The following is a 22,794-nucleotide window of genomic DNA, read 5'->3' on the forward strand; positions in this document are numbered from 1 at the left end:
TTTTTATTTTGAATGATGTTTACTAAAGTTATCACTCAAAAAATTATAAAAATCTAGAAAGAAAACATGAAAGATAAAATTAAAGAATATTTGCAAGAGAAGGGGCGAGTGACGGTAAATGACCTGGCTCAGGCTCTCGGAAAGGATGGGTCCAAGGATTTCCGTGAGTTGATTAAAACCCTGTCTCTGATGGAAAGAAAGCACCAGATTCGTTTTGAAGATGATGGTAGTTTATGTCTGGACCAAAAGAGGAAACATGAAATCACCCTCAAAGGGATTTTTCATGCCCATAAAAACGGCTTTGGCTTTGTCAGTCTAGAAGGCGAAGAGGACGATCTTTTTGTAGGAAAAAACGATGTCAACTATGCCATTGATGGTGATACCGTTGAGGTCGTGATTAAGAAAGTCGCTGACCGCAACAAGGGAACTGCTGCAGAAGCCAAAATTATCGATATCCTAGAGCATAGTCTGACAACAGTTGTCGGGCAAATCGTTCTGGATCAGGAAAAGCCCAAGTATGCGGGCTACATCCGTTCAAAAAATCAGAAAATCAGCCAACCGATCTATGTGAAGAAACCGCCTATCAAGTTGGAAGGTACTGAAGTTCTCAAGGTCTTTATCGACAAATACCCGAGTAAGAAACATGATTTCTTTGTCGCTAGTGTGCTCGACGTGGTCGGACACTCGACTGATGCGGGGATTGATGTCCTTGAAGTCTTGGAGTCCATGGATATTGTCTCAGAATTTCCAGAAACTGTTCTCAAGGAGGCAGAAAGTGTACCAGATGCTCCGTCTCAAAAGGATATGGAAGGTCGTCTGGACCTGAGAGATGAGCTTACCTTTACCATTGACGGTGCGGATGCCAAGGACTTGGACGACGCAGTTCACATTAAGCCTTTGAAAAATGGTAATATCGAACTCGGTGTTCACATCGCGGATGTTTCCTACTATGTGACCGAGGGTTCTGCCCTTGACAAGGAAGCCCTTAACCGCGCGACTTCTGTCTATGTGACAGACCGTGTGGTCCCAATGCTTCCAGAGCGTTTGTCAAACGGCATTTGCTCGCTTAATCCTCAAGTAGATCGCTTGACCCAGTCTGCTATTATGGAAATTGATAAACATGGTCGTGTGGTTCATTACACCATTACCCAAACGGTTATCAAGACAAGTTTCCGTATGACCTATAGCGCTGTTAATGATATCCTAGCTGGTGACGAGGAGAAGAGACAAGAGTTTAAGAAAATTGTTCCTAGTATCGAGTTAATGGCCAAGCTTCATGAAAGGCTAGAAAACATGCGTGAGAAACGTGGAGCTCTCAATTTTGATACTAATGAAGCTAAGATTCTAGTGGATAAAAAAGGCAAGCCTGTGGATATCGTTCTTCGCCAACGTGGAATTGCAGAGCGGATGATTGAGTCCTTTATGCTGATTGCCAACGAAACAGTTGCCGAGCACTTTAGCAAGCTGGACCTACCTTTTATCTATCGGATTCATGAAGAGCCCAAGGCTGAAAAAGTTCAGAAATTTATTGATTATGCTTCGAGCTTTGGTTTGCGGATTTATGGGACTGCCAGTGAGATTAGCCAGGAGGCGCTTCAAGACATCATGCGTGCTGTTGAGGGAGAACCCTATGCGGATGTCCTCTCTATGATGCTCTTGCGTTCAATGCAACAAGCTCGCTATTCGGAGCATAACCACGGTCACTATGGATTAGCGGCAGACTATTACACTCACTTTACCAGCCCGATTCGCCGTTATCCTGACCTTCTAGTCCATCGGATGATTCGCGACTATGGGCGTTCCAAGGAAATAGCAGAGCATTTTGAGCAAGTGATTCCAGAGATTGCAACCCAGTCTTCCAACCGTGAACGTCGTGCCATCGAGGCGGAGCGTGAAGTCGAAGCCATGAAAAAGGCTGAGTATATGGAAGAATACGTTGGTGAAGAGTACGATGCAGTTGTATCCAGCATTGTCAAGTTTGGTCTCTTTGTCGAATTGCCAAATACAGTTGAAGGCTTGATTCACATCGCCAATCTACCTGAATTTTATCATTTCAACGAGCGTGACTTGACACTCCGTGGAGAGAAATCAGGAATAACTTTCCGTGTGGGTCAGCAGATTCGCATTCGAGTTGAAAGAGCCGATAAGATGACAGGTGAAATTGACTTCTCTTATATCCCAAGTGAGTTTGATGTTATTGAAAAAGGATTGAAACAAGCTGGTCGCAAAGAAAGAGGGCGTGGTTCAAGTCGTCGTTCAGATAAGAAGGAAGACAAGAGGAAATCAGGGCACTCAAATGATAAGCACAAGCATTCACAAAAAGATAAAAAGAAAAAAGGCAAGAAACCTTTTTACAAGGAAGTAGCTAAGAAAGGAGCCAAGCATGGCAAAGGGCGAGGGAAAGGTCGTCGCACAAAATAAAAAAGCGCACCACGACTATACAATCGTAGATACGCTAGAGGCAGGAATGGTCCTAACCGGAACTGAAATCAAGAGCGTTCGAGCTGCTCGAATCAACCTCAAGGACGGCTTTGCCCAAGTAAAAAATGGGGAAGTCTGGCTGAGCAATGTTCATATTGCCCCTTACGAAGAGGGTAATATCTGGAACCAGGAACCAGAACGCCGTCGTAAACTCCTGCTCCATAAGAAGCAAATTCAAAAATTGGAACAAGAGACCAAAGGGACAGGAATGACCCTTGTTCCCCTTAAAGTCTATATTAAAGATGGTTATGCTAAACTCCTTTTAGGACTTGCTAAAGGGAAACATGACTATGACAAACGGGAGTCTATCAAACGTCGTGAACAAAACCGCGACATCGCGCGTGTGATGAAAGCTGTCAACCAGCGTTAAGAAGAGGAAGTAAAATGGAAAAATTAATTGCCTATAAACGGATGCCCTTGTGGAATAAACAGACCATGCCTGAAGCTGTTCAGCAAAAGCACAATACTAAAGTCGGCACTTGGGGAAAAATTACTGTCTTGAAGGGGGCACTCAAGTTTATTGAGTTGACTGAAGATGGTGAGGTTCTAGCTGAGCACCGCTTTGAGGCAGGAGCTGACAATCCTATGGCACAACCGCAAGCCTGGCACCGAGTAGAGGCTGCAACAGACGATGTAGAATGGTACTTGGAATTTTATTGTAAACCTGAGGATTATTTCCCTAAGAAATACCAGACCAATCCAGTCCATTCGGAAGTCTTAGAAGCTATGCAGACGGTGAAACCAGGAAGAGCCTTGGATTTGGGTTGTGGTCAAGGCCGTAACTCTCTCTTTCTTGCACAGAATGGTTTTGATGTGACAGCTGTTGATCAAAATGAATTGTCCCTTGAAATCTTGCAAAGCATCGTAGAGCAAGAGGATCTAGACATGCCTGTCGGACTATACGATATCAATTCAGCCAGCATTAGCCAAGACTATGATTTCATCGTATCGACAGTTGTTCTGATGTTCCTACAAGCGGACCGCATTCCAGCTATTATCCAAAATATGCAGGAGCACACCACAGTCGGTGGCTACAATCTCATCGTCTGTGCCATGGACACGGAGGATTATCCTTGCTCAATCAACTTCCCATTCACTTTTAAAGAAGGGGAGTTGGCGGACTACTACAAGGATTGGGAATTGATTAAGTACAATGAAAACCCAGGACATCTGCACCGTCGTGATGAAAATGGTAATCGCATTCAACTACGCTTTGCGACTATGCTAGCCAAGAAAATCAAGTAAATCAAATCTTTACAAGCGAATAGAAACCACTTTACAAGGTTTCTATTCATTTTTATTTGCGATGGTAGAGTGGGGAAGCAGGATTTTATGCTATACTAGAAGTAGGAAATGTGAGCAGTAGAGCTGTATTATTTTTCTCTCGGCTTGAGAAAGTGTAGATGATGGAGGTGGTCCAATGACGAGTCTTTTGGTGGAATTGTATGATCGGCATGTATTGGAAAAGAATGTCTACCAGGCCTTTATCAGTGATTGTGACGAGATTCTCTTCCTTTCTTTGACGAAAATAAGCAATAATGAAAAACTCTCTCTCCGTCAGTTCATCATGGAAGAGGTGCCTCATATCCAACGAGTGACCTTTCGTCAGTTATCCTTAGAACAACTAGCGGATCAGTTAGATTATTGCCTAGCATGCTATGACCAAGTCCTTCTCGATGTTTTTGGTGGGGATTCGCTACTAGCTTTATCTCTCTATCAATACGGCTTGGATCGCCACCTCCCCATCGTTGCCATGGATGTCGAGCGAGGAAAACAATACAAGTGGGTAGCCGGTCAGTTAGAAAAAGAAGATTTGGACATTCCAACCCTAAACATCCAACAGCTGATAGCCTTGCGTGGTGGAAAAATGCTCAAATCAAAACGCCCTATCCACTCAGTTAAGCAAATTGCAGCCATCAAAAAACTAGCCAGCTCTGCCATTGCCAACCCTGCCCACTGGTATCAGGTGACCCAATTTTTCTCTCTAGCTAAGACCAATGACCTGCATGCTGAGACCGAAAAGATACTGGAAAACAACGGCAAGTATTATCACTACCCAGAATCCCTTATCCCTTTACTTGTGGAAGCGGGGATGCTTTGTATGGAAAGCGAAGGCAAGAAACGAGTAGCATACAGCTTTCCAAGTCAAGAAGCTCAAGTCTTTTGCCGCAACAAGGGACATATTTTAGAGGTATATCTCTATCTCTTGGCACTTGAGTCTCAGCTGTTTGATGAGTGCATGATAGGTGGTGAGATTGATTGGAATGGCATCTTTCCAGAGGCAGACAATGTTCAAAATGAGATTGATGTCATTCTGAGAAAGGGACGCTCGATTACCTTTATCTCCTGCAAGATGACAGATTTATCAGTCGAAGCCATCAATGAACTAGAAGTTTACGCTAATCATTTTGCTGGGGAGAGTTGCCTCAAGCTAATTGTCTGTACGGGGAAAATCAATCCTGTTTATGCCAATCGCTGCCAGGAATACGGCGTGCTGGTCATTAGAAGTGAGCAGATTTCCAATCTCATTCCCATGATAAAAAAATATTCTAAGAGACAAAAAAGATGAGAAATAATATCATGAAAGGCTGGAATTCCAGTCTTTTTTTCTTCTTTTTCGAATAAATGAGAAAAGGAGGTAGCCCATGTTTGTAGCCAGAGATGCCAAGGGGAATTTGGTGAATGCCCTTGAAAAAGATGTGACCAAGCAAGCTTATACTTGTCCAGCCTGTGGGGGCAGACTACGATTACGCCAAGGACAGAGTATTCGAACGCACTTTGCCCATGAAAGGTTAAGGGATTGCATCGCTATTTTCGAGAATGAAAGTCCAGAACACATGGGCAACAAAGAGGCCCTTTATCATTGGGCCAAGAAGGACAATCAGGTCGCCTTGGAATATAGTCTGCCCGAGATTCAGCAGGTTGCGGATGTTCTCGTCAATGGGAAACTAGCACTAGAAGTTCAGTGCAGTCCCTTGTCTCAAAAGCTTTTAGGCGATAGAAGTCAAGGATACCGCAGCCAGGGCTATCAGGTTATCTGGCTACTGGGAGAAAAACTCTGGTTAAAAGAGCGATTAACACAATTGCAAAGGGGATTTCTCTATTTTAGTCAAAATATGGGTTTCTTTGTTTGGGAACTGGATCTCAAAAGGAAAATTTTGAGACTCAAATATCTTCTGCATCAGGACCTACGTGGCAAGCTTCATTTTCAGGTCAAAGAATTTCCCTATGGTCAAGGAAATCTCTTGGAAATTCTACGATTTCCTTATCAGAAACAAAAACTGCCTCGTTTTGCAGTTGTGCAAGATTCAACTATCTGTCACTACATTCGCCAGCAGTTGTACTATCAAACGCCCTACTGGATGAAAAAACAGGAGGAAGCTTATTATCAAGGAGACAATCTATTAAACCGTCAACTTGACGACTGGTATCCCCAGGTCAGACCGATAGCATCAGGTGATTTTTTGCAGATTGAAACGGATTTGGCTAGCTATTATAGAAATTTTCAGGCTTACTATCAAAAAAATCAGAAAAATAATCTCCAAAAGCTCTATCCACCAGCCTTTTATCACTTATATTTCTCAAAAAATGTGGTAAAATAGAAAGGATGGAGGAATCTTATGGTTTTACAACGACATGAAATAAATGAAAAAGATACATGGGATCTTTCAACAATCTACCCAACAGACCAGGCTTGGGAAGAAGCCTTGAAAGATTTAACTGAAAAAGTACAAACAGCGTCCCAGTATGAGGGGCATCTCTTGGATAGCGCAGACAGTTTGCTTGAGATCACAGAATTCTCACTCGACTTGGAACGCCAAGTTGAAAAACTTTATGTCTATGCGCATATGAAAAATGACCAGGACACGCGTGAAGCCAAGTATCAAGAGTACTATGCTAAGGCAATGACCCTATACAGTCAGTTAGAACAAGCCTTTTCATTCTATGAACCTGAGTTTATGGATATTAGCGAAGAGGAGTATGCGGCCTTCCTAGAAGCTCAACCAAAACTCCAAGTTTACAAGCACTTTTTTGACAAGCTCTTGCAAAAGAAAGACCATGTTCTTTCACAACGTGAGGAAGAATTGCTTGCTGGAGCAGGAGAAATCTTTGGTTCTGCTAGTGAAACCTTCGCTATTTTGGACAATGCGGATATTAGCTTCCCATACGTGCTTGATGACGAAGGCAAGGAAGTGCAACTCTCACACGGTACTTACATCCGTTTGATGGAGTCTAAAAACCGTGAAGTGCGTCGTGGTGCCTATGAAGCCCTTTATGCGACATATGAGCAATTCCAACACACTTATGCTAAGACTTTGCAGACAAATGTTAAGGTGCAAAACTACCGAGCAAAAGTTCGCAACTATAAGAGTGCTCGCCATGCAGCCCTCGCAGCAAACTTTGTTCCAGAAAGTGTCTATGACAATCTAGTAGCAGCAGTTCGCAAGCATTTGCCACTCTTGCATCGTTACCTAGAACTTCGTTCTAAAATCTTGGGTATTTCCGACCTCAAGATGTACGATGTCTACACACCGCTATCTTCAGTAGATTATAGCTTTACCTACGAAGAAGCCTTGAAAAAGGCAGAAGAAGCCTTGGCGGTCTTGGGTGACGACTACTTGAGCCGTGTCAAACGTGCCTTCAGTGAGCGTTGGATTGATGTCTATGAAAATCAAGGCAAGCGTTCTGGTGCCTACTCTGGTGGTTCTTACGATACCAATGCCTTTATGCTTCTCAACTGGCAGGACAATCTAGACAATCTCTTTACCCTTGTCCATGAAACAGGTCACAGTATGCACTCAAGCTATACTCGTGAAACTCAGCCTTATGTTTACGGGGATTATTCTATCTTCTTAGCAGAGATTGCCTCAACGACTAACGAAAATATCTTGACAGAGAAATTGTTGGAAGAAGTAGAAGACAATGCGACTCGTTTTGCAATTCTCAATAACTTCCTAGATGGTTTCCGTGGAACAGTTTTCCGTCAAACTCAATTCGCTGAGTTTGAACATGCTATCCACCAAGCAGACCAAAATGGAGAAGTCTTGACAAGTGATTTCCTCAATAAACTCTACGCTGACTTGAACCAAGAGTACTATGGACTCAGCAAGGAAGACAATCCTCAGATCCAATACGAGTGGGCACGCATTCCTCACTTCTACTATAACTACTATGTTTATCAGTATTCAACTGGTTTTGCAGCTGCTTCAGCCTTAGCTGAAAAGATTGTCCATGGTAGTCAAGAAGATCGTGACCGCTATATCGACTACCTCAAGGCAGGTAAGTCAGACTATCCACTCAATGTCATGAGAAAAGCGGGAGTGGATATGGAGAAGGAAGACTATCTCAACGATGCCTTTGCAGTCTTTGAACGTCGCTTGAACGAGTTTGAAGCCCTTGTTGAAAAATTGGGACTAGCTTAAGATGGTAGAGTCTTATAGTAAAAATGCCAATCACAATATGCGTCGGCCCGTCGTCAAGGAAGAAATCGTTGAACTCATGCGCCAGCGTCAAAAGCAGGTGACAGGTTCTTTGAAAGAATTGGAGACCTTTGCTCGCAAGGAGAACATTCCCATCATTCCCCATGAAACGGTCGCGTATTTTCGATTTCTCATGGAGACCATACAGCCCAAGAACATTTTGGAGATTGGGACGGCAATTGGTTTTTCAGCCCTCTTGATGGCGGAACATGCGCCAGATGCCAAGATTACAACCATTGACCGTAATCTTGAGATGATAGGCTTTGCCAAGGAAAACTTTGCCCAGTTTGACAGTCGTAAGCAAATCACCTTACTTGAAGGTGATGCTGTTGATGTTTTATCTACTTTGACAGAAACATATGATTTTGTCTTTATGGATTCGGCCAAGTCCAAGTACATCGTCTTTCTACCAGAAATCCTCAAGCACTTGGAAGTTGGTGGAGTAGTGGTCTTGGATGATATTTTCCAAGGAGGAGATGTTGCCAAGGACATCATGGAAGTCCGCCGTGGTCAACGAACCATTTACCGTGGTTTGCAAAGACTTTTCGACGCAACTTTGGACAATCCAGGTTTAACAGCAACTCTAGTTCCACTTGGAGATGGTATTCTCATGCTACGAAAGAATCTAGCAGAAGTAGAGCTTCCTGAGAGCGAATGATTTTCAGAAAAATTTAAGAAATTATAGTAAAATAGATAAGGTAACACTTACCGTAAAAGGAGTAAAAATGAAGAAAAAACTTATGGCAGGAGCCATCACACTTTTATCAGTAGCAACACTTGCAGCTTGTTCAAACAGTTCTGAAGGAAAAGATTTGATCAGCATGAAGGGCGATGTGATTACAGAGCATCAATTCTTTGAAGAAGTAAAGAACAATCCAACTGCACAACAAGTCTTGCTCAATATGACCATCCAAAAAGTATTTGAACAACAATATGGATCAGAGGTAACGGATAAAGATGTGGATGATGCCGTTGCTGAAGAACAAAAGAAATACGGCGATAGCTACAACAGCGTGCTTCAACGTGCAGGTATGACACCTGAGACTCGTAAAGCTCAAATCCGCACTAGCAAATTGGTTGAATTGGCAGTTAAGAAGGCTGCTGAGAGTGAGTTGACAGACGAAGCTTACCAAAAAGCTTTTGAGTCTTACACACCAGATGTAACAGCTCAAATCATCCGTTTGGATAATGAAGACAAGGCAAAAGAAGTACTTGAGAAAGCTAAAGCAGAAGGTGCAGATTTTGCTCAGTTGGCAAAAGACAACTCTAACGACGACAAAACAAAAGAAAATGGTGGAGAAATCACTTTTGACTCTGCTTCTACAGAACTTCCAGAACAAGTCAAGAAAGCAGCCTTTGCCTTGGATGTGAACGGGGTTTCTGATGTGATTACAGCTACTGGAACACAAGCCTACAGCAGTCAGTTCTACATCATCAAAGTAACGAAGAAAACAGAAAAATCTTCTAATATAGAGGATTACAAAGAAAAATTGAAGACCATCATCTTGACTCAGAAACAAAATGATTCAGCCTTTGTTCAAGGAGTAATTGGTAAAGAATTGCAAGCAGCAAACATCAAGGTTAAAGACCAAGCCTTCCAAAACATCTTCACCCAATACATCGGTGGTGGTGACTCAAGTTCAAGCAGCAGCTCTTCATCTAACTAAGAAAGCAAAAAACAAATCTCAAAAGAGATTTGTTTTTTTATACCTGATCCTAGAAAATGAGTAAAATTCGAAGGATTAAAGGATAAGAGTTTTTTTCTTTCTGAAAAAGTGGTATAATAGCAATCAAAACTAGAAAATAAAACGGAATTGGGAACAGAAGCGTCTGTTCCTATTAGAGTGGTGAAATATGAAAATTAGTAAAAGGCACCTACTAAACTATTCCATTTTGATTCCTTACTTCCTTTTATCGATTTTGGGGCTGATTGTAGTGTACTCAACAACGAGTGCAACCTTGATCGAAGAAGGAAAAAGTGCCTTTCAATTGGTGCGTAACCAGGGGATCTTCTGGATAGCTAGTTTGATTCTGATTGCCTTAATCTATAAATTAAAATTAGGTTTCCTAAGAAATGGACGTCTTATTTTTATCGTAATGATTGTGGAGATGGTTCTTTTAGCTCTGGCGCGACTGGTCGGAACACCTGTCAATGGAGCATACGGATGGATCTCTGTAGGACCTGTAACGATTCAGCCTGCGGAATACCTTAAGATTATCATCATCTGGTACCTGGCACATCGATTTTCAAAACAACAAGATGAGATTGCGGTTTATGACTTCCAGGTTTTGACACAGAATCAGTGGCTACCTCGAGCTTTTAATGACTGGCGTTTTGTTCTGCTGGTTCTGATTGGTAGCCTGGGAATTTTCCCAGACTTGGGAAATGCGACCATCTTGGTCTTGGTGGCGCTCATCATGTATACGGTTAGTGGAATCGCCTATCGTTGGTTCTCGACCATTCTGGCTCTCTTGGCAGGGAGCTCAATGTTAGTCTTGTCTGTCATTCGCTTTGTTGGGGTTGAAAAGTTCTCTCAAATTCCTGTATTTGGTTACGTTGCTAAACGTTTTAGTGCCTTCTTTAATCCCTTTAATGATTTGGCGGGGGCAGGACACCAGCTCGCAAATTCCTACTATGCCATGGTAAATGGAGGCTGGTTCGGACTGGGACTGGGAAATTCTATCGAGAAGCGTGGTTATCTGCCAGAAGCCCATACGGATTTCGTCTTTTCAATCGTTATAGAGGAGTTTGGATTCGTTGGAGCCAGTATGATTTTGGCTCTACTCTTCTTCTTGATTTTGCGAATCATCTTGGTTGGTATTCGAGCAAAGGATCCTTTTAACTCCATGGTTGCTATTGGTGTCGGAGGGATGATCCTTGTTCAGGTCTTTGTCAATATCGGTGGGATTTCAGGGTTGATTCCTTCTACAGGGGTAACCTTCCCCTTCCTTTCACAAGGTGGGAACAGTCTACTGGTATTATCCGTAGCCATCGCGCTTGTACTGAACATTGATGCCAGTGAAAAACGTGCCAAGCTTATCAGAGAATACGAGAATCAAACCGATGAAAGTCTGTAAGGATTGTATGGAAAGGAAAGTATATGTCTCTTCAAAAATTAGAAAACTATAGTAATAAAGCAGTCGTCCAAGAAGAAGTCTTGATTCTGACTGAGCTATTAGAAGATATCACAAAAAATATGCTGGCGCCAGAAACCTTTGAAAAGATTATCCAGTTGAAGGAATTATCAACTAGCGAGAATTATCAAGGGCTCAATGACCTAGTGACCAGTCTTTCGAATGAAGAAATGATTTACATTTCACGCTATTTCTCTATCCTTCCACTTTTGATTAATATCTCTGAGGATGTGGATTTGGCCTATGAAATCAATCACCAAAACAATGTGGACCAAGACTATCTAGGAAAACTATCTACAACGATTAAGATGGTAGCTGAAAAAGAAAATGCAGCCGAAATTTTAGAAAAGTTAAATGTCGTTCCTGTCTTGACCGCTCATCCAACGCAAGTACAACGCAAGAGTATGCTGGACTTGACCAACCATATCCATACGCTTTTGCGCAAGTACCGTGATGTCAAACTCGGTTTGATTAATAAAGAAAAATGGCACACGGATCTCCGTCGTTATATTGAAATTATCATGCAAACGGACATGATTCGTGAGAAAAAATTGAAAGTAACCAACGAAATCACCAACGTGATGGAGTATTACCAAAGTTCTTTCCTGAATGCTGTTCCACGTTTGACAGCTGAGTATAAAAAAATGGCAAAAGAACAAGGTATCGATCTCCAACATCCAAAACCGATTACCATGGGGATGTGGATCGGAGGAGACCGTGATGGAAATCCTTTTGTAACAGCGGAAACTCTCAATAAATCAGCCTTGACTCAGTGTGAAGTCATCATGAACTACTATGATGAAAAGATTTATAATCTTTATCGTGAATTTTCACTGTCAACCAGCATCGTGAATGTCAGCGACAAGGTTCGTGAGATGGCGCTGAAGTCACAAGATAACTCCATTTACCGTGAAAAAGAACTCTATCGTCGTGCTCTTTTTGACATTCAAGCTAAGATGCAGGCAACTAAGGCTTATCTCATTGAAGACAAGGAACTTCAGCCTAGATATGCCACTGCAGATGAATTTTATCAAGATTTGTTGGCCATTCGGGACTCTCTCCTTGAAAACAAAGGGGAATACCTGATTTCTGGAGAATTTGTCGAGTTGATGCAAGCTGTCGAAATCTTTGGCTTCTACCTTGCCTCTATTGACATGCGCCAGGATTCTAGCGTTCACGAAGCCTGTGTGGCTGAATTGTTAGCATCCGCAGGAATCAACGACCACTATAGCGATCTGTCTGAAGACGAAAAATGTGCCCTCCTCTTAAAAGAGTTGGAAGAAGATCCTCGTATCCTCTCAGCCACTCATGCTGAAAAGTCAGAACTTCTTGAGAAGGAACTGTCTATCTTTAAAGCTGCCCGCAAGTTGAAGGATAAACTGGGTGAAAATGTCATTCGTCAAACCATTATCTCACATGCAACCAGTGTATCAGATATGCTAGAGCTAGCAATCATGCTCAAGGAAGTCGGCTTGGTGGATGCCCAAAAAGCACGAGTTCAGATTGTTCCCCTCTTTGAAACTATTGAGGACTTAGACCATTCGGAAGAAACCATGAGAAGATATTTCTCTCTTCCTTTGGCTAAAAAATGGATTGCTTCAAAAGACAACTACCAAGAAATCATGCTTGGCTACTCTGATAGTAACAAGGATGGTGGTTACCTGTCCTCATGTTGGACTCTCTACAAGGCGCAACAACAACTAACTGCTATCGGTGATGAATTTGGCGTTAAGGTCACTTTCTTCCACGGTCGTGGTGGTACTGTGGGTCGTGGTGGTGGACCAACTTATGAAGCCATCACATCTCAACCGCTCAAGTCTATTAAGGACCGTATCCGTCTGACTGAGCAAGGAGAAGTCATTGGAAATAAATACGGAAACAAAGACGCTGCTTATTATAACCTTGAAATGTTGGTTTCTGCAGCCATTAACCGCATGATTACCAAGAAGAAGAGTGATATCAATACGTCAAATCGTTACGAAGCTATCATGGATCAAGTAGTGGACCGTAGTTATGATATCTACCGTGATTTGGTCTTTGGAAATGAACATTTCTATGACTATTTCTTTGAATCAAGTCCAATCAAAGCTATTTCAAGCTTCAATATCGGTTCGCGTCCAGCAGCTCGTAAGACCATCACTGAAATTGGTGGTTTGCGTGCCATTCCTTGGGTCTTCTCATGGTCACAAAGCCGTGTCATGTTTCCTGGATGGTATGGAGTAGGATCCAGCTTTAAAGAGTTTATAGATCAAGATCCAAAGAATATCGAGTTTCTTCGAGATATGTACCAAAACTGGCCTTTCTTCCAATCTTTGCTTTCCAATGTAGACATGGTCTTGTCTAAGTCTAATATGAACATTGCTTTTGAATATGCCAAGCTCTGTGAAGACGAAGAAGTACAAGCTATCTACTACACTATTTTAGATGAATGGCAGTTGACTAAGGACGTTATTTTAGCTATCGAAGGTTATGACGAACTCTTGGCAGAAAACTCTTACCTAAAAGACAGTCTAAACTATCGTATGCCTTACTTTAATATCCTTAACTACATCCAGTTGGAGTTGATCAAACGTCAACGTCGCGGAGAATTGTCGGCAGACGAAGAAAAACTGATCCATACAACTATCAACGGAATTGCAACTGGTTTGCGTAATTCAGGCTGATATTCTACAAACCTCCTCTTTTATAAAGGGGAAGTTTTTGAATTGTTTAAAAAATTCTAAAAATAAGCTTGACAAGTAGTTGAAAAATGATATAATTTAAACATTCAGAAAGTAATCTTGCTCATTTTTTAGAGAGTCTGTGGTTGGTGAAAGCAGATAGATGAAATTGATGAAATTGGGCTGAATGTACTTAAGAATTTGAAATCATAAAAATTCGGTGAGCACACCTTACAGTGCAACTCGTTATTGCGAGAAAGAGCGATAGGAATATTCCTATAATTGAGGTGGCACCGCGCATCGACGTCCTCACACAAGTTTTTTGTGTGAGGACTTTTTCTATGGGGAGGAAAGATATTGGAATTTAAACGATGGCATCGCTTGATGATGTGATTTAAAAAGTTAAGGTAAAAGAATTAAGGAGAAAGAAAAATGAAAAATAAACGTTTGATTGGAATTGTCGCTGGATTAGCAGTATTGGTGGTGGCTAGCTTGATTTATTCATCAATGAACAAACCAGCAGCTAAGGAAGAGCAAAAGGTCGCTAAGGTTGGTGTCCTTCAATTTGTTAGTCACCCATCCTTGGACTTGATTTACCAAGGAATTCAAGATGGACTAGCTGAAGAAGGCTATAAGGACGACCAGGTAAAAATCGACTTTATGAACTCTGAAGGCGATCAGAGCAAGGTTGCAACCATGAGTAAACAATTGGTTGCTAATGGAAACGATGTTGTTGTTGGGATCGCAACACCAGCTGCTCAAGGACTTGCTAGTGCTACAAAAGACCTACCTGTTATCATGGCTGCTATTACAGACCCAATCGGTGCTAACTTGGTCAAAGATTTGAAAAAACCAGGTGGCAACATCACAGGGGTGTCAGACCATAACCCAGCTGAACAGCAAGTAGAGTTGATTAAAACCCTCACACCAAATGTCAAAACGATCGGAGCTCTCTACTCAAGCAGTGAAGATAACTCAAAATCACAAGTTGAAGAATTCAAGGCTTATGCTGAAAAAGCAGGTTTGACAGTCGAAACATTTGCCGTTCCATCAACCAATGAAATTGCTTCAACAGTCAATGTTATGACCAGCAAGGTCGATGCGATTTGGGTTCCAATTGATAACACCATCGCATCCGCATTTTCAACAGTTGTTTCAAGCAACCAAACAGCTAAAAAGCCAATCTATCCAAGTGCCACTGCCATGGTAGAAGCAGGTGGATTAGCATCTGTAGTAGTTGACCAACACGATCTTGGTGTGGCTACTGGTAAAATGATTGCCAAAGTTTTGAAAGGTGAAAAACCAGCTGATACACCAGTTAATGTCTTTTCAACTGGTAAGTCAGTGATTAACAAAAAACTAGCGCAGGAACTTGGTATCACCATTCCTGAGTCCGTTCTAAAAGAAGCAGGACAAGTGATTGAATAAAGATAAAGGAGGAGCTGGACACATCTCCTCCCATTTTTACTAAAGAAAGAAATGAGTGAAAGATTATGATAGTATCCATTATTTCTCAGGGGATGGTCTGGGCGATTTTAGGTTTGGGAATCTTTATGACTTTTCGAATTTTGAATTTTCCAGATATGACTACTGAGGGCTCTTTTCCTCTTGGGGGAGCAGTAGCTGTAACCTTGATAACACAGGGAGTCAACCCATTTTTAGCAACCCTAGCCGCAGTAGGAGCGGGCTGTCTAGCTGGAATGGCGACAGGTCTCTTATATACCAAAGGAAAAATCCCAACCCTCTTATCAGGGATTTTAGTAATGACTTCCTGTCATTCCATCATGCTCATGATTATGGGACGTGCCAATCTGGGGCTTCTTGGAACCAAGCAAATTCAGGATGTCTTGCCTTTCGATTCAGACCTTAACCAACTCCTGACTGGATTAATCTTTGTAGCTCTTGTTATTGGTCTCATGCTCTTTTTCCTTGATACCAAACTAGGTCAGGCCTACATCGCTACAGGTGACAATCCTGATATGGCTCGTAGCTTTGGTATCAATACGGGACGTATGGAACTCATGGGCTTGGTTCTCTCAAATGGGATTATCGCGCTTGCAGGGGCTTTAATTGCTCAACAAGAAGGATATGCAGACGTTTCTCGAGGAATTGGAGTGATTGTCGTAGGGCTTGCTAGCTTGATTATTGGTGAAGTATTGTTCAAGAGTTTGACCCTGGCAGAGCGACTCATGACCATAGTTGTGGGGTCTATTGCTTATCAGTTCCTCGTCTGGGGAGTGATTGCTCTTGGGTTTAATACAAGTTATCTTCGTTTGTACAGCGCCTTGATTTTAGCAGTTTGCCTCATGATTCCAACCTTCAAAAGCAAATACCTGAAAGGAGTCAAGTTTAGCAAATGACAGCAATTGTAGAATTAAAAAATGCTACCAAAGTCATTACGAATGGCTTTGATGAGGAAAAAATCATTCTGAATGATGTTTCTCTTGAAATTTTCGAACATGATTTCATTACCATCCTAGGGGGAAATGGAGCAGGGAAATCAACGCTTTTTAACACTATTGCAGGTACCTTGCCTTTAACAAGTGGAAGTATCCGTATCATGGGCGAGGACGTGACGCATTTTTCACCTGAAAAGCGGGCTAAGTACTTGTCTCGCGTCTTTCAGGATCCTAAGATGGGTACGGCTCCCCGTATGACGGTGGCGGAAAATCTCTTGATTGCCAAGTTTCGTGGTGAGAAGAGAGGACTCCTGCCTAGAAGGCTATCAAGTCATCGGGAAGAGTTTCAGGCTACCATTGAAAAAGTGGGAAATGGGCTTGAAAAACATCTAGATACTCCGATTGAGTTTCTATCAGGTGGTCAACGCCAGGCCTTGAGTCTCTTGATGGCAACCTTGAAGCGGCCTGAGTTGCTCTTGTTGGATGAACACACAGCAGCTCTCGACCCAAAGACTAGTGTTGCCTTGATGGAGTTAACAGATGACTTTGTCAGCAAGGATCATCTAACAGCCTTGATGATTACCCACCATATGGAAGATGCACTAAAGTATGGAAACCGTCTGATTGTCATGAAGGAAGGTCGTATCATCCAAGATCTCAATAAAGAAGAAAAAGCTCAGATGAAAATCTCAGACTACTATCAATTATTTGAATAGATGAGCCTGTATTTCATCAAAAAATAGTGAAGATTAACTTAGAAGGATGGAAGTGTTTCTGAGTTTTTTATCTCCTCTTTCTATCTAGAGAAATAAGGCAAAGAGAATTACGGAAAGCGTATGAAATGGTTTACTTTTTTTCAGAAATAAGCTATACTAGTTTACGTGAAACTATGATAAGATGGAGGTATTGTGTATGGTTGACAAGCAAGTCATTGAAGAAATCAAAAACAATGCCAACATTGTGGAAGTCATAGGTGATGTGATTTCTTTACAAAAGGCTGGACGGAACTATTTAGGGCTCTGTCCTTTTCATGGTGAAAAGACCCCCTCTTTCAACGTTGTGGAAGACAAGCAGTTTTATCACTGTTTTGGCTGTGGTCGTTCAGGAGATGTCTTTAAGTTTATCGAAGAATACCAAGGCGTGTCCTTCATGGAAGCCGTTCAGCTCTTAGGAGAGCGCGTCGGTATTCAACTAGCTATGCCTGTTCAGTCTCGTCCCCAACAAGCTTCCCCTCATCAAGCTCTATATGATATGCATGAAGAAGCTGCCCGTTTTTACCATGCCATCCTCATGACGACCAAGATGGGAGAAGAAGCAAGGGATTATCTCTACAAACGCGGATTGACAGACGATGTTCTGAAGCACTTCCAGATTGGACTAGCTCCAGCAGAGAGAACTTATCTCTACCAACGTTTAGCTGACAAGTTTGAGGAAAAGGATTTATTGGATTCGGGCTTGTTCTACCTGTCAGATGGCAATCAATTCTATGATACCTTTTTCGGACGGATCATCTTTCCATTGACCAATGACAAGGGGCAGGTTATTGCCTTTTCAGGTCGTATTTGGCAAGAAACTGATACTCAGACTGCTAAGTATAAAAATAGTCGTTCGACTGCAATTTTTAACAAGAGTTACGAATTGTATCATTTGGACAAGGCAAAAAAGGGTACAGGTAAGATCACAGAGCTCTATCTGATGGAAGGCTTCATGGATGTGATTGCAGCCTACCGTGCTGGTATAGAAAATGCTGTGGCTTCTATGGGGACAGCCCTGAGCAAGGAGCATGTTGATCATCTCAAACGTTTTACCAAAAAGATAGTTCTCAGCTATGATGGCGATAAGGCAGGGCAGGCAGCAACAGCCAAGGCTCTGGAGGAGTTAAAAGGCTTTTCAGTGGAGGTTGTTCGAGTACCTGATGCCATGGACCCAGATGAGTATTTGCAAAAGAATTCTCCTGAAGATCTGGCTTACCTTTTAACCAAGACTCGGATCAGTCCTATAGAGTTCTATATTCACCAGCTCAAGCCAGAAAATAGTGATAACTTGCAGGCGCAAATCGAGTTCATTGAAAAGATTGCACCCCTAATCGCCAAAGAAAAGTCTATCACTGCCCAGAATTCTTATATCCACATTCTGGCGGATAATCTACCTTCGTTTGATTACCAGCAGGTGGAACAGATAGTAAATGAAAGTCGCATTGTTCAGAGGCAGGAAAGAGTTAAAGAGGAGCAACCTCCAGCAGCGATTAGTTTGCCTGTAACGCGGCAACTGACAGCAGTCATGAGAGCAGAGGCGCATCTCCTCTATAGGATGGCTGAAAATCCAGTTGTGTTAAATGACTATCGATTAAGAGAAGATTTTTTCTTTGATACCCCAGAATTTCAGATTCTTTACGAATTATTAAGTGAGCAGGGAGAAATCGGCTCAGAGGAGCTTTCTCATCAGACACCTGAGGTTGAAAATGCTTGGTACCACGTGCTTAGTCTGGATTTGCCAGCTGAGATGTCGCCTCAAGAGCTAGCGGAGGTCGAAGCGACTCGAAACCGTGCCCTCCTCAGCAAGGACAACTTAAGAATTAAAAAGAAAGTGCAGGAAGCTAGTCATGTAGGAGATACAGACACAGCCTTGGAAGAATTGCAACGATTGATTTCCCAAAAGAGAAGAATGGAGTAATAATGGCAACAAAACAAAAAGAAGTAACCACATTTGATGTGCAAGTAGCAGACTTTATCCGTAACCACAAAAAAACAGGAACAGCAACAGATGACGAAATCAATTCAAGTCTGGTTATTCCTTTTACCCTCGATGCAGACGGCATTGAAGACCTTTTGCAACGGATTCAAGATGCTGGAATTTCTATCACAGACAACGAAGGAAATCCAAGTGCGCGTGTGCTTAGTGCAGAAGAAGAACCAGAACTCAGTGATGAGGACTTGATTGGCTCAACTTCTGCCAAGGTTAATGACCCAGTCCGTATGTATTTGAAGGAAATCGGGGTTGTTCCTCTCTTGACCAACGAAGAGGAAAAAGAATTGGCCCTAGCAGTTGAGGCTGGTGATATCGAAGCCAAACAACGTCTTGCAGAAGCCAACCTTCGTTTGGTGGTTTCGATCGCTAAACGCTACGTAGGGCGTGGCATGCAGTTTCTTGACTTGATCCAAGAAGGAAACATGGGCTTGATGAAGGCAGTGGATAAGTTTGACTACTCTAAAGGATTTAAGTTCTCAACTTATGCAACTTGGTGGATTCGTCAGGCGATTACCCGTGCCATCGCTGACCAGGCCCGCACTATTCGTATCCCTGTCCACATGGTTGAAACCATTAACAAGCTTGTCCGTGAACAGCGGAATCTCCTTCAAGAATTGGGGCAAGATCCAACACCTGAACAAATCGCTGAGCGCATGGATATGACACCTGACAAGGTGCGTGAAATCTTGAAAATCGCCCAAGAGCCAGTATCTCTTGAAACACCTATTGGTGAAGAGGACGATAGCCATCTCGGGGACTTTATCGAAGACGAAGTAATTGAGAATCCAGTGGACTACACAACTCGTATCGTTTTGCGTGAGCAGTTGGATGAAGTCTTGGATACTCTCACAGACCGTGAAGAAAACGTTCTGCGCCTTCGTTTCGGGCTGGACGATGGGAAAATGCGTACCCTTGAAGATGTTGGTAAAGTCTTTAACGTAACTCGTGAACGTATCCGTCAGATCGAGGCCAAGGCTTTGAGAAAACTACGTCAACCAAGTCGTAGCAAACCGCTTCGTGATTTTATTGAAGATTAAGAGTGAGGATGAACATGGCTTATACAGAAGAGCAAATTGAGGTTATCAAAACCCGCATTTTAAATGCTTTGGAAGAAGTAATTGACCCTGAGTTGGGAATTGATATTGTCAACTTAGGTTTGATTTATGAAATTCGTTTTGATGGTGAAACAGGTCACACTGAAATTGATATGACCTTGACAACTATGGGCTGCCCACTGGCTGACCTTTTGACAGACCAGATACATGATGCGATGACAGATGTGCCTGAGGTAACTAATACTGAGGTCAAATTGGTCTGGTATCCAGCTTGGACAGTTGAAAAAATGAGCCGATACGCGCGTATCGCTCTAGGAATTAAATAAAGACTAAGAAAAATGCGAGAGACGATTGGAAAATAGGATAATTTTATCCTTTTTCCAATCGTCTCTTCTTTCTTTTGCTGATTTTCTGGAAATAAAATGGTATAATGAAAGGTATGGAAAACGAAAAATTGCGTATTAATATGCTAAGCTCAAGTGAAAAAGTAGCTGGTCAAGGAGTGTCAGGAGCTTATCGAGAATTGGTTAGTCTCCTTCACCGCGAAGCCAAAGACCAGTTGATTGTTACAGAGAATCTTCCTGTAGAAGCGGATGTAACTCACTTTCATACCATTGATTTCCCCTACTATTTATCTACTTTCCAAAAGAAACGCTCTGGGAGAAAAATTGGCTATGTGCATTTTTTGCCTGATACGCTTGAGGGGAGTTTGAAGATTCCATTTTTCCTAAAAGGAATTGTCAAACGCTATGTTTTTTCCTTTTACAACCGAATGGAACACTTGGTGGTGGTCAATCCCATGTTTATCGAGGATTTAGTGGCTGCTGGTATTCCGCGTGAAAAAGTAACTTATATTCCAAATTTTGTAAACAAAGAAAAATGGCATCCATTACCAGCTGAACAAGTTGCTCAACTCCGGAAGGAAATGGATCTCGCGGAAGATCAGTTTGTCGTAATCGGTGCGGGTCAGGTTCAGAAACGTAAAGGAATTGATGATTTTATCCGTCTTGCTGAGGAATTGCCAGAAATTACCTTTATCTGGGCAGGTGGTTTTTCATTTGGTGGGATGACAGATGGTTATGAACGCTACAAGAAGATAATGGACAATCCACCCAAAAATCTTATTTTCCCTGGAATTGTGTCACCGGAACGGATGCGGGAACTTTACGCTATGGCGGATCTATTCTTGCTACCAAGTTACAATGAATTATTCCCTATGACTATCTTAGAGGCTGCTAGTTGCGAGGCTCCTATTATGTTAAGAGATTTGGATCTGTATAAGGTTATTCTTGATGGGAATTATCGTGCTACAAGTGATGTTTCCGAGATGAGAGAAGCAATCCTAGAATACAAGAATGACCCTGAAGCCTTAAAGGACTTGAAAGAAAAAGCTCGTGAGATTTCCAAAGAGTACTCTGAGGAGCATTTGTTGGAAATCTGGTTAAAATTTTATCGAGAACAGGCTGCTTTGGGCAAAAAGTGAGGTAATTTATGCGAATTGGTTTATTTACAGACACCTATTTCCCTCAAGTTTCCGGGGTTGCGACTAGTATACGGACCTTGAAAACTGAGCTTGAAAAGCAAGGACATGCAGTTTTTATCTTTACAACGACTGATAAAGACGTAAACCGATACGAAGATTGGCAAATTATTCGCATTCCGAGTGTCCCTTTCTTTGCGTTTAAGGATCGACGATTTGCCTACCGAGGTTTTACAAAGGCACTTGAAATTGCCAAGCAGTATCAACTCGATATTATTCATACCCAGACCGAATTTTCTCTTGGTTTGTTAGGGATTTGGATTGCTAGAGAATTGAAAATTCCAGTTATTCATACCTACCATACCCAGTATGAAGACTATGTGCATTACATTGCTAAGGGCATGCTAATTCGTCCGAGTATGGTAAAATATTTGGTGCGTGGCTTCCTTCATGATGTAGATGGCGTGATTTGCCCTAGTGAGATTGTTCGTGACCTTTTATCTAAATACAAAGTCAAGGTTGAAAAGCGGGTCATCCCAACTGGAATTGAGCTGGCTAAGTTTGAACGACCTGAGATCAAAGAGGAAAACTTGCAAGAACTTCGTTCGAAGTTAGGTATTCAGGAAGGCGAGAAAATGCTACTGAGCCTTTCTCGTATCTCCTTTGAAAAGAATATCCAAGCAGTCTTAGCTGCCTTTGCGCAGGTTTTGAAAGAAGAAGACAAGGTGAAGTTGGTTGTTGCTGGAGACGGACCTTATCTGGACAGTCTGAAAGAACAAGCAGGGAAATTAAACATACAAAAACATGTGATTTTTACAGGTATGATTGCTCCAAGTGAGACAGCCTTGTACTATAAAGCAGCTGATTTCTTTATTTCAGCCTCTACGAGTGAGACTCAGGGTTTAACCTATCTAGAAAGTCTAGCCAGTGGAACGCCTGTTATTGCTCATGGCAATCCCTATCTTGAAAATCTGATCAATGATAAAATGTTTGGGACCCTCTACTATGGAGAACGAGAGCTTGCAGGAGCTATCCTTGAAGCTTTGATCGCTACTCCTGATATGTCTGAACAAAAGTTAGCGGATAAGTTGTACGAGATTTCGGCTGAAAATTTTGGGAAACGAGTTCATGAGTTTTACCTTGATGCCATTATCTCAAATAACTTTGAACATGAGCTACATGATGGACAACCTGTCACTCAACGCTTCTTAAAAACGATTCTCTATCTACCTCAACAGGCTGTTACAAGCCCAGTAAAAGAATCCAAGCGTATTTTAAGAGCGTCTCGAAAACAATTGTCTAGCATCAGAGATTATTGGAGAGACGAATTCAAATAATAGAATAAGAGGAAGAAAA

18 protein-coding genes and 1 other annotated feature are annotated in these 22,794 nt (G+C 42.1%); all 18 genes read left to right on the forward strand.

What is annotated here, in order from left to right; translation table 11 throughout:
* Positions 1-66: 66 nt before the first annotated feature.
* The 18 genes from rnr (at position 67) to Q4443_RS03845 (ending at position 22,775) form a co-directional block, all read left to right on the forward strand.
* Positions 67-2,421 (forward strand): ribonuclease R, encoded by a 2,355-nt coding sequence (gene rnr, locus Q4443_RS03760; RefSeq protein ID WP_049518567.1) that lies wholly within the window; start codon positions 67-69, stop codon positions 2,419-2,421.
* Positions 2,384-2,851, forward strand: a complete 468-nt coding sequence (gene smpB / locus Q4443_RS03765; RefSeq protein WP_001051742.1) for an SsrA-binding protein SmpB — start codon at positions 2,384-2,386, stop codon at positions 2,849-2,851. The genes rnr and smpB overlap by 38 nt, the downstream gene beginning before the upstream one ends.
* A gap of 14 nt (positions 2,852-2,865) precedes the next feature.
* Positions 2,866-3,726 (forward strand): SAM-dependent methyltransferase TehB, encoded by an 861-nt coding sequence (gene tehB, locus Q4443_RS03770; protein ID WP_044020889.1) that lies wholly within the window; start codon positions 2,866-2,868, stop codon positions 3,724-3,726.
* 175 nt (positions 3,727-3,901) lie between these two features.
* Positions 3,902-5,050, forward strand: a complete 1,149-nt coding sequence (locus Q4443_RS03775; RefSeq protein ID WP_044020888.1) for a DUF1887 family protein — start codon at positions 3,902-3,904, stop codon at positions 5,048-5,050.
* A 76-nt stretch (positions 5,051-5,126) separates the two neighbouring features.
* Positions 5,127-6,083, forward strand: a complete 957-nt coding sequence (locus Q4443_RS03780; protein WP_000495881.1) for a competence protein CoiA — start codon at positions 5,127-5,129, stop codon at positions 6,081-6,083.
* A gap of 18 nt (positions 6,084-6,101) precedes the next feature.
* The gene (gene pepF / locus Q4443_RS03785) at positions 6,102-7,904 is read left to right on the forward strand and encodes an oligoendopeptidase F (RefSeq protein ID WP_042902356.1); all 1,803 of its coding nucleotides are present in this window, start codon (positions 6,102-6,104) and stop codon (positions 7,902-7,904) included.
* Between the two features lies 1 nt (position 7,905).
* Entirely contained in the window at positions 7,906-8,619 is a 714-nt protein-coding gene (locus Q4443_RS03790) for an O-methyltransferase (RefSeq protein ID WP_000230408.1), read from the forward strand.
* 67 nt (positions 8,620-8,686) lie between these two features.
* Positions 8,687-9,628 (forward strand): peptidylprolyl isomerase PrsA, encoded by a 942-nt coding sequence (gene prsA, locus Q4443_RS03795; protein WP_000728080.1) that lies wholly within the window; start codon positions 8,687-8,689, stop codon positions 9,626-9,628.
* Between the two features lie 187 nt (positions 9,629-9,815).
* Positions 9,816-11,039: an FtsW/RodA/SpoVE family cell cycle protein gene (locus Q4443_RS03800; protein WP_000703343.1), complete on the forward strand. Its 1,224-nt coding sequence runs from the start codon at positions 9,816-9,818 to the stop codon at positions 11,037-11,039.
* Positions 11,040-11,062: 23 nt separating this feature from the next.
* The gene (gene ppc / locus Q4443_RS03805) at positions 11,063-13,759 is read left to right on the forward strand and encodes a phosphoenolpyruvate carboxylase (RefSeq protein ID WP_303407979.1); all 2,697 of its coding nucleotides are present in this window, start codon (positions 11,063-11,065) and stop codon (positions 13,757-13,759) included.
* Positions 13,760-13,855: 96 nt separating this feature from the next.
* Positions 13,856-14,070, forward strand: a binding site (T-box leader).
* A gap of 118 nt (positions 14,071-14,188) precedes the next feature.
* Positions 14,189-15,184 (forward strand): tryptophan ABC transporter substrate-binding protein, encoded by a 996-nt coding sequence (gene trpX / locus Q4443_RS03810; RefSeq protein WP_049479003.1) that lies wholly within the window; start codon positions 14,189-14,191, stop codon positions 15,182-15,184.
* 65 nt (positions 15,185-15,249) lie between these two features.
* Complete coding sequence (locus tag Q4443_RS03815) at positions 15,250-16,116, forward strand: ABC transporter permease (RefSeq protein WP_000637255.1); 867 nt, start codon at positions 15,250-15,252, stop codon at positions 16,114-16,116.
* Positions 16,113-16,871: an ABC transporter ATP-binding protein gene (locus Q4443_RS03820; RefSeq protein ID WP_049485240.1), complete on the forward strand. Its 759-nt coding sequence runs from the start codon at positions 16,113-16,115 to the stop codon at positions 16,869-16,871. The genes Q4443_RS03815 and Q4443_RS03820 overlap by 4 nt, the downstream gene beginning before the upstream one ends.
* A gap of 196 nt (positions 16,872-17,067) precedes the next feature.
* A complete protein-coding gene (gene dnaG, locus Q4443_RS03825; protein WP_049518569.1) occupies positions 17,068-18,828 on the forward strand; it encodes a DNA primase in 1,761 nt (586 codons plus the stop codon).
* A gap of 2 nt (positions 18,829-18,830) precedes the next feature.
* Positions 18,831-19,940, forward strand: coding sequence for an RNA polymerase sigma factor RpoD (gene rpoD / locus Q4443_RS03830; protein WP_000201892.1), 1,110 nt, complete (start codon positions 18,831-18,833; stop codon positions 19,938-19,940).
* Between the two features lie 14 nt (positions 19,941-19,954).
* Positions 19,955-20,284: a metal-sulfur cluster assembly factor gene (locus tag Q4443_RS03835; RefSeq protein WP_025168449.1), complete on the forward strand. Its 330-nt coding sequence runs from the start codon at positions 19,955-19,957 to the stop codon at positions 20,282-20,284.
* Positions 20,285-20,397: 113 nt separating this feature from the next.
* Positions 20,398-21,441 carry a glycosyltransferase family 4 protein gene (locus Q4443_RS03840; protein WP_042902349.1) on the forward strand — a complete coding sequence of 348 codons (1,044 nt, stop codon included), beginning with the start codon at positions 20,398-20,400 and terminating at the stop codon, positions 21,439-21,441.
* A gap of 8 nt (positions 21,442-21,449) precedes the next feature.
* Entirely contained in the window at positions 21,450-22,775 is a 1,326-nt protein-coding gene (locus Q4443_RS03845) for a glycosyltransferase family 4 protein (protein ID WP_001219461.1), read from the forward strand.
* Positions 22,776-22,794: the final 19 nt, after the last annotated feature.

The organism is Streptococcus sp. GP0011 (assembly GCF_030546305.1).
Taxonomy (GTDB): domain Bacteria; phylum Bacillota; class Bacilli; order Lactobacillales; family Streptococcaceae; genus Streptococcus.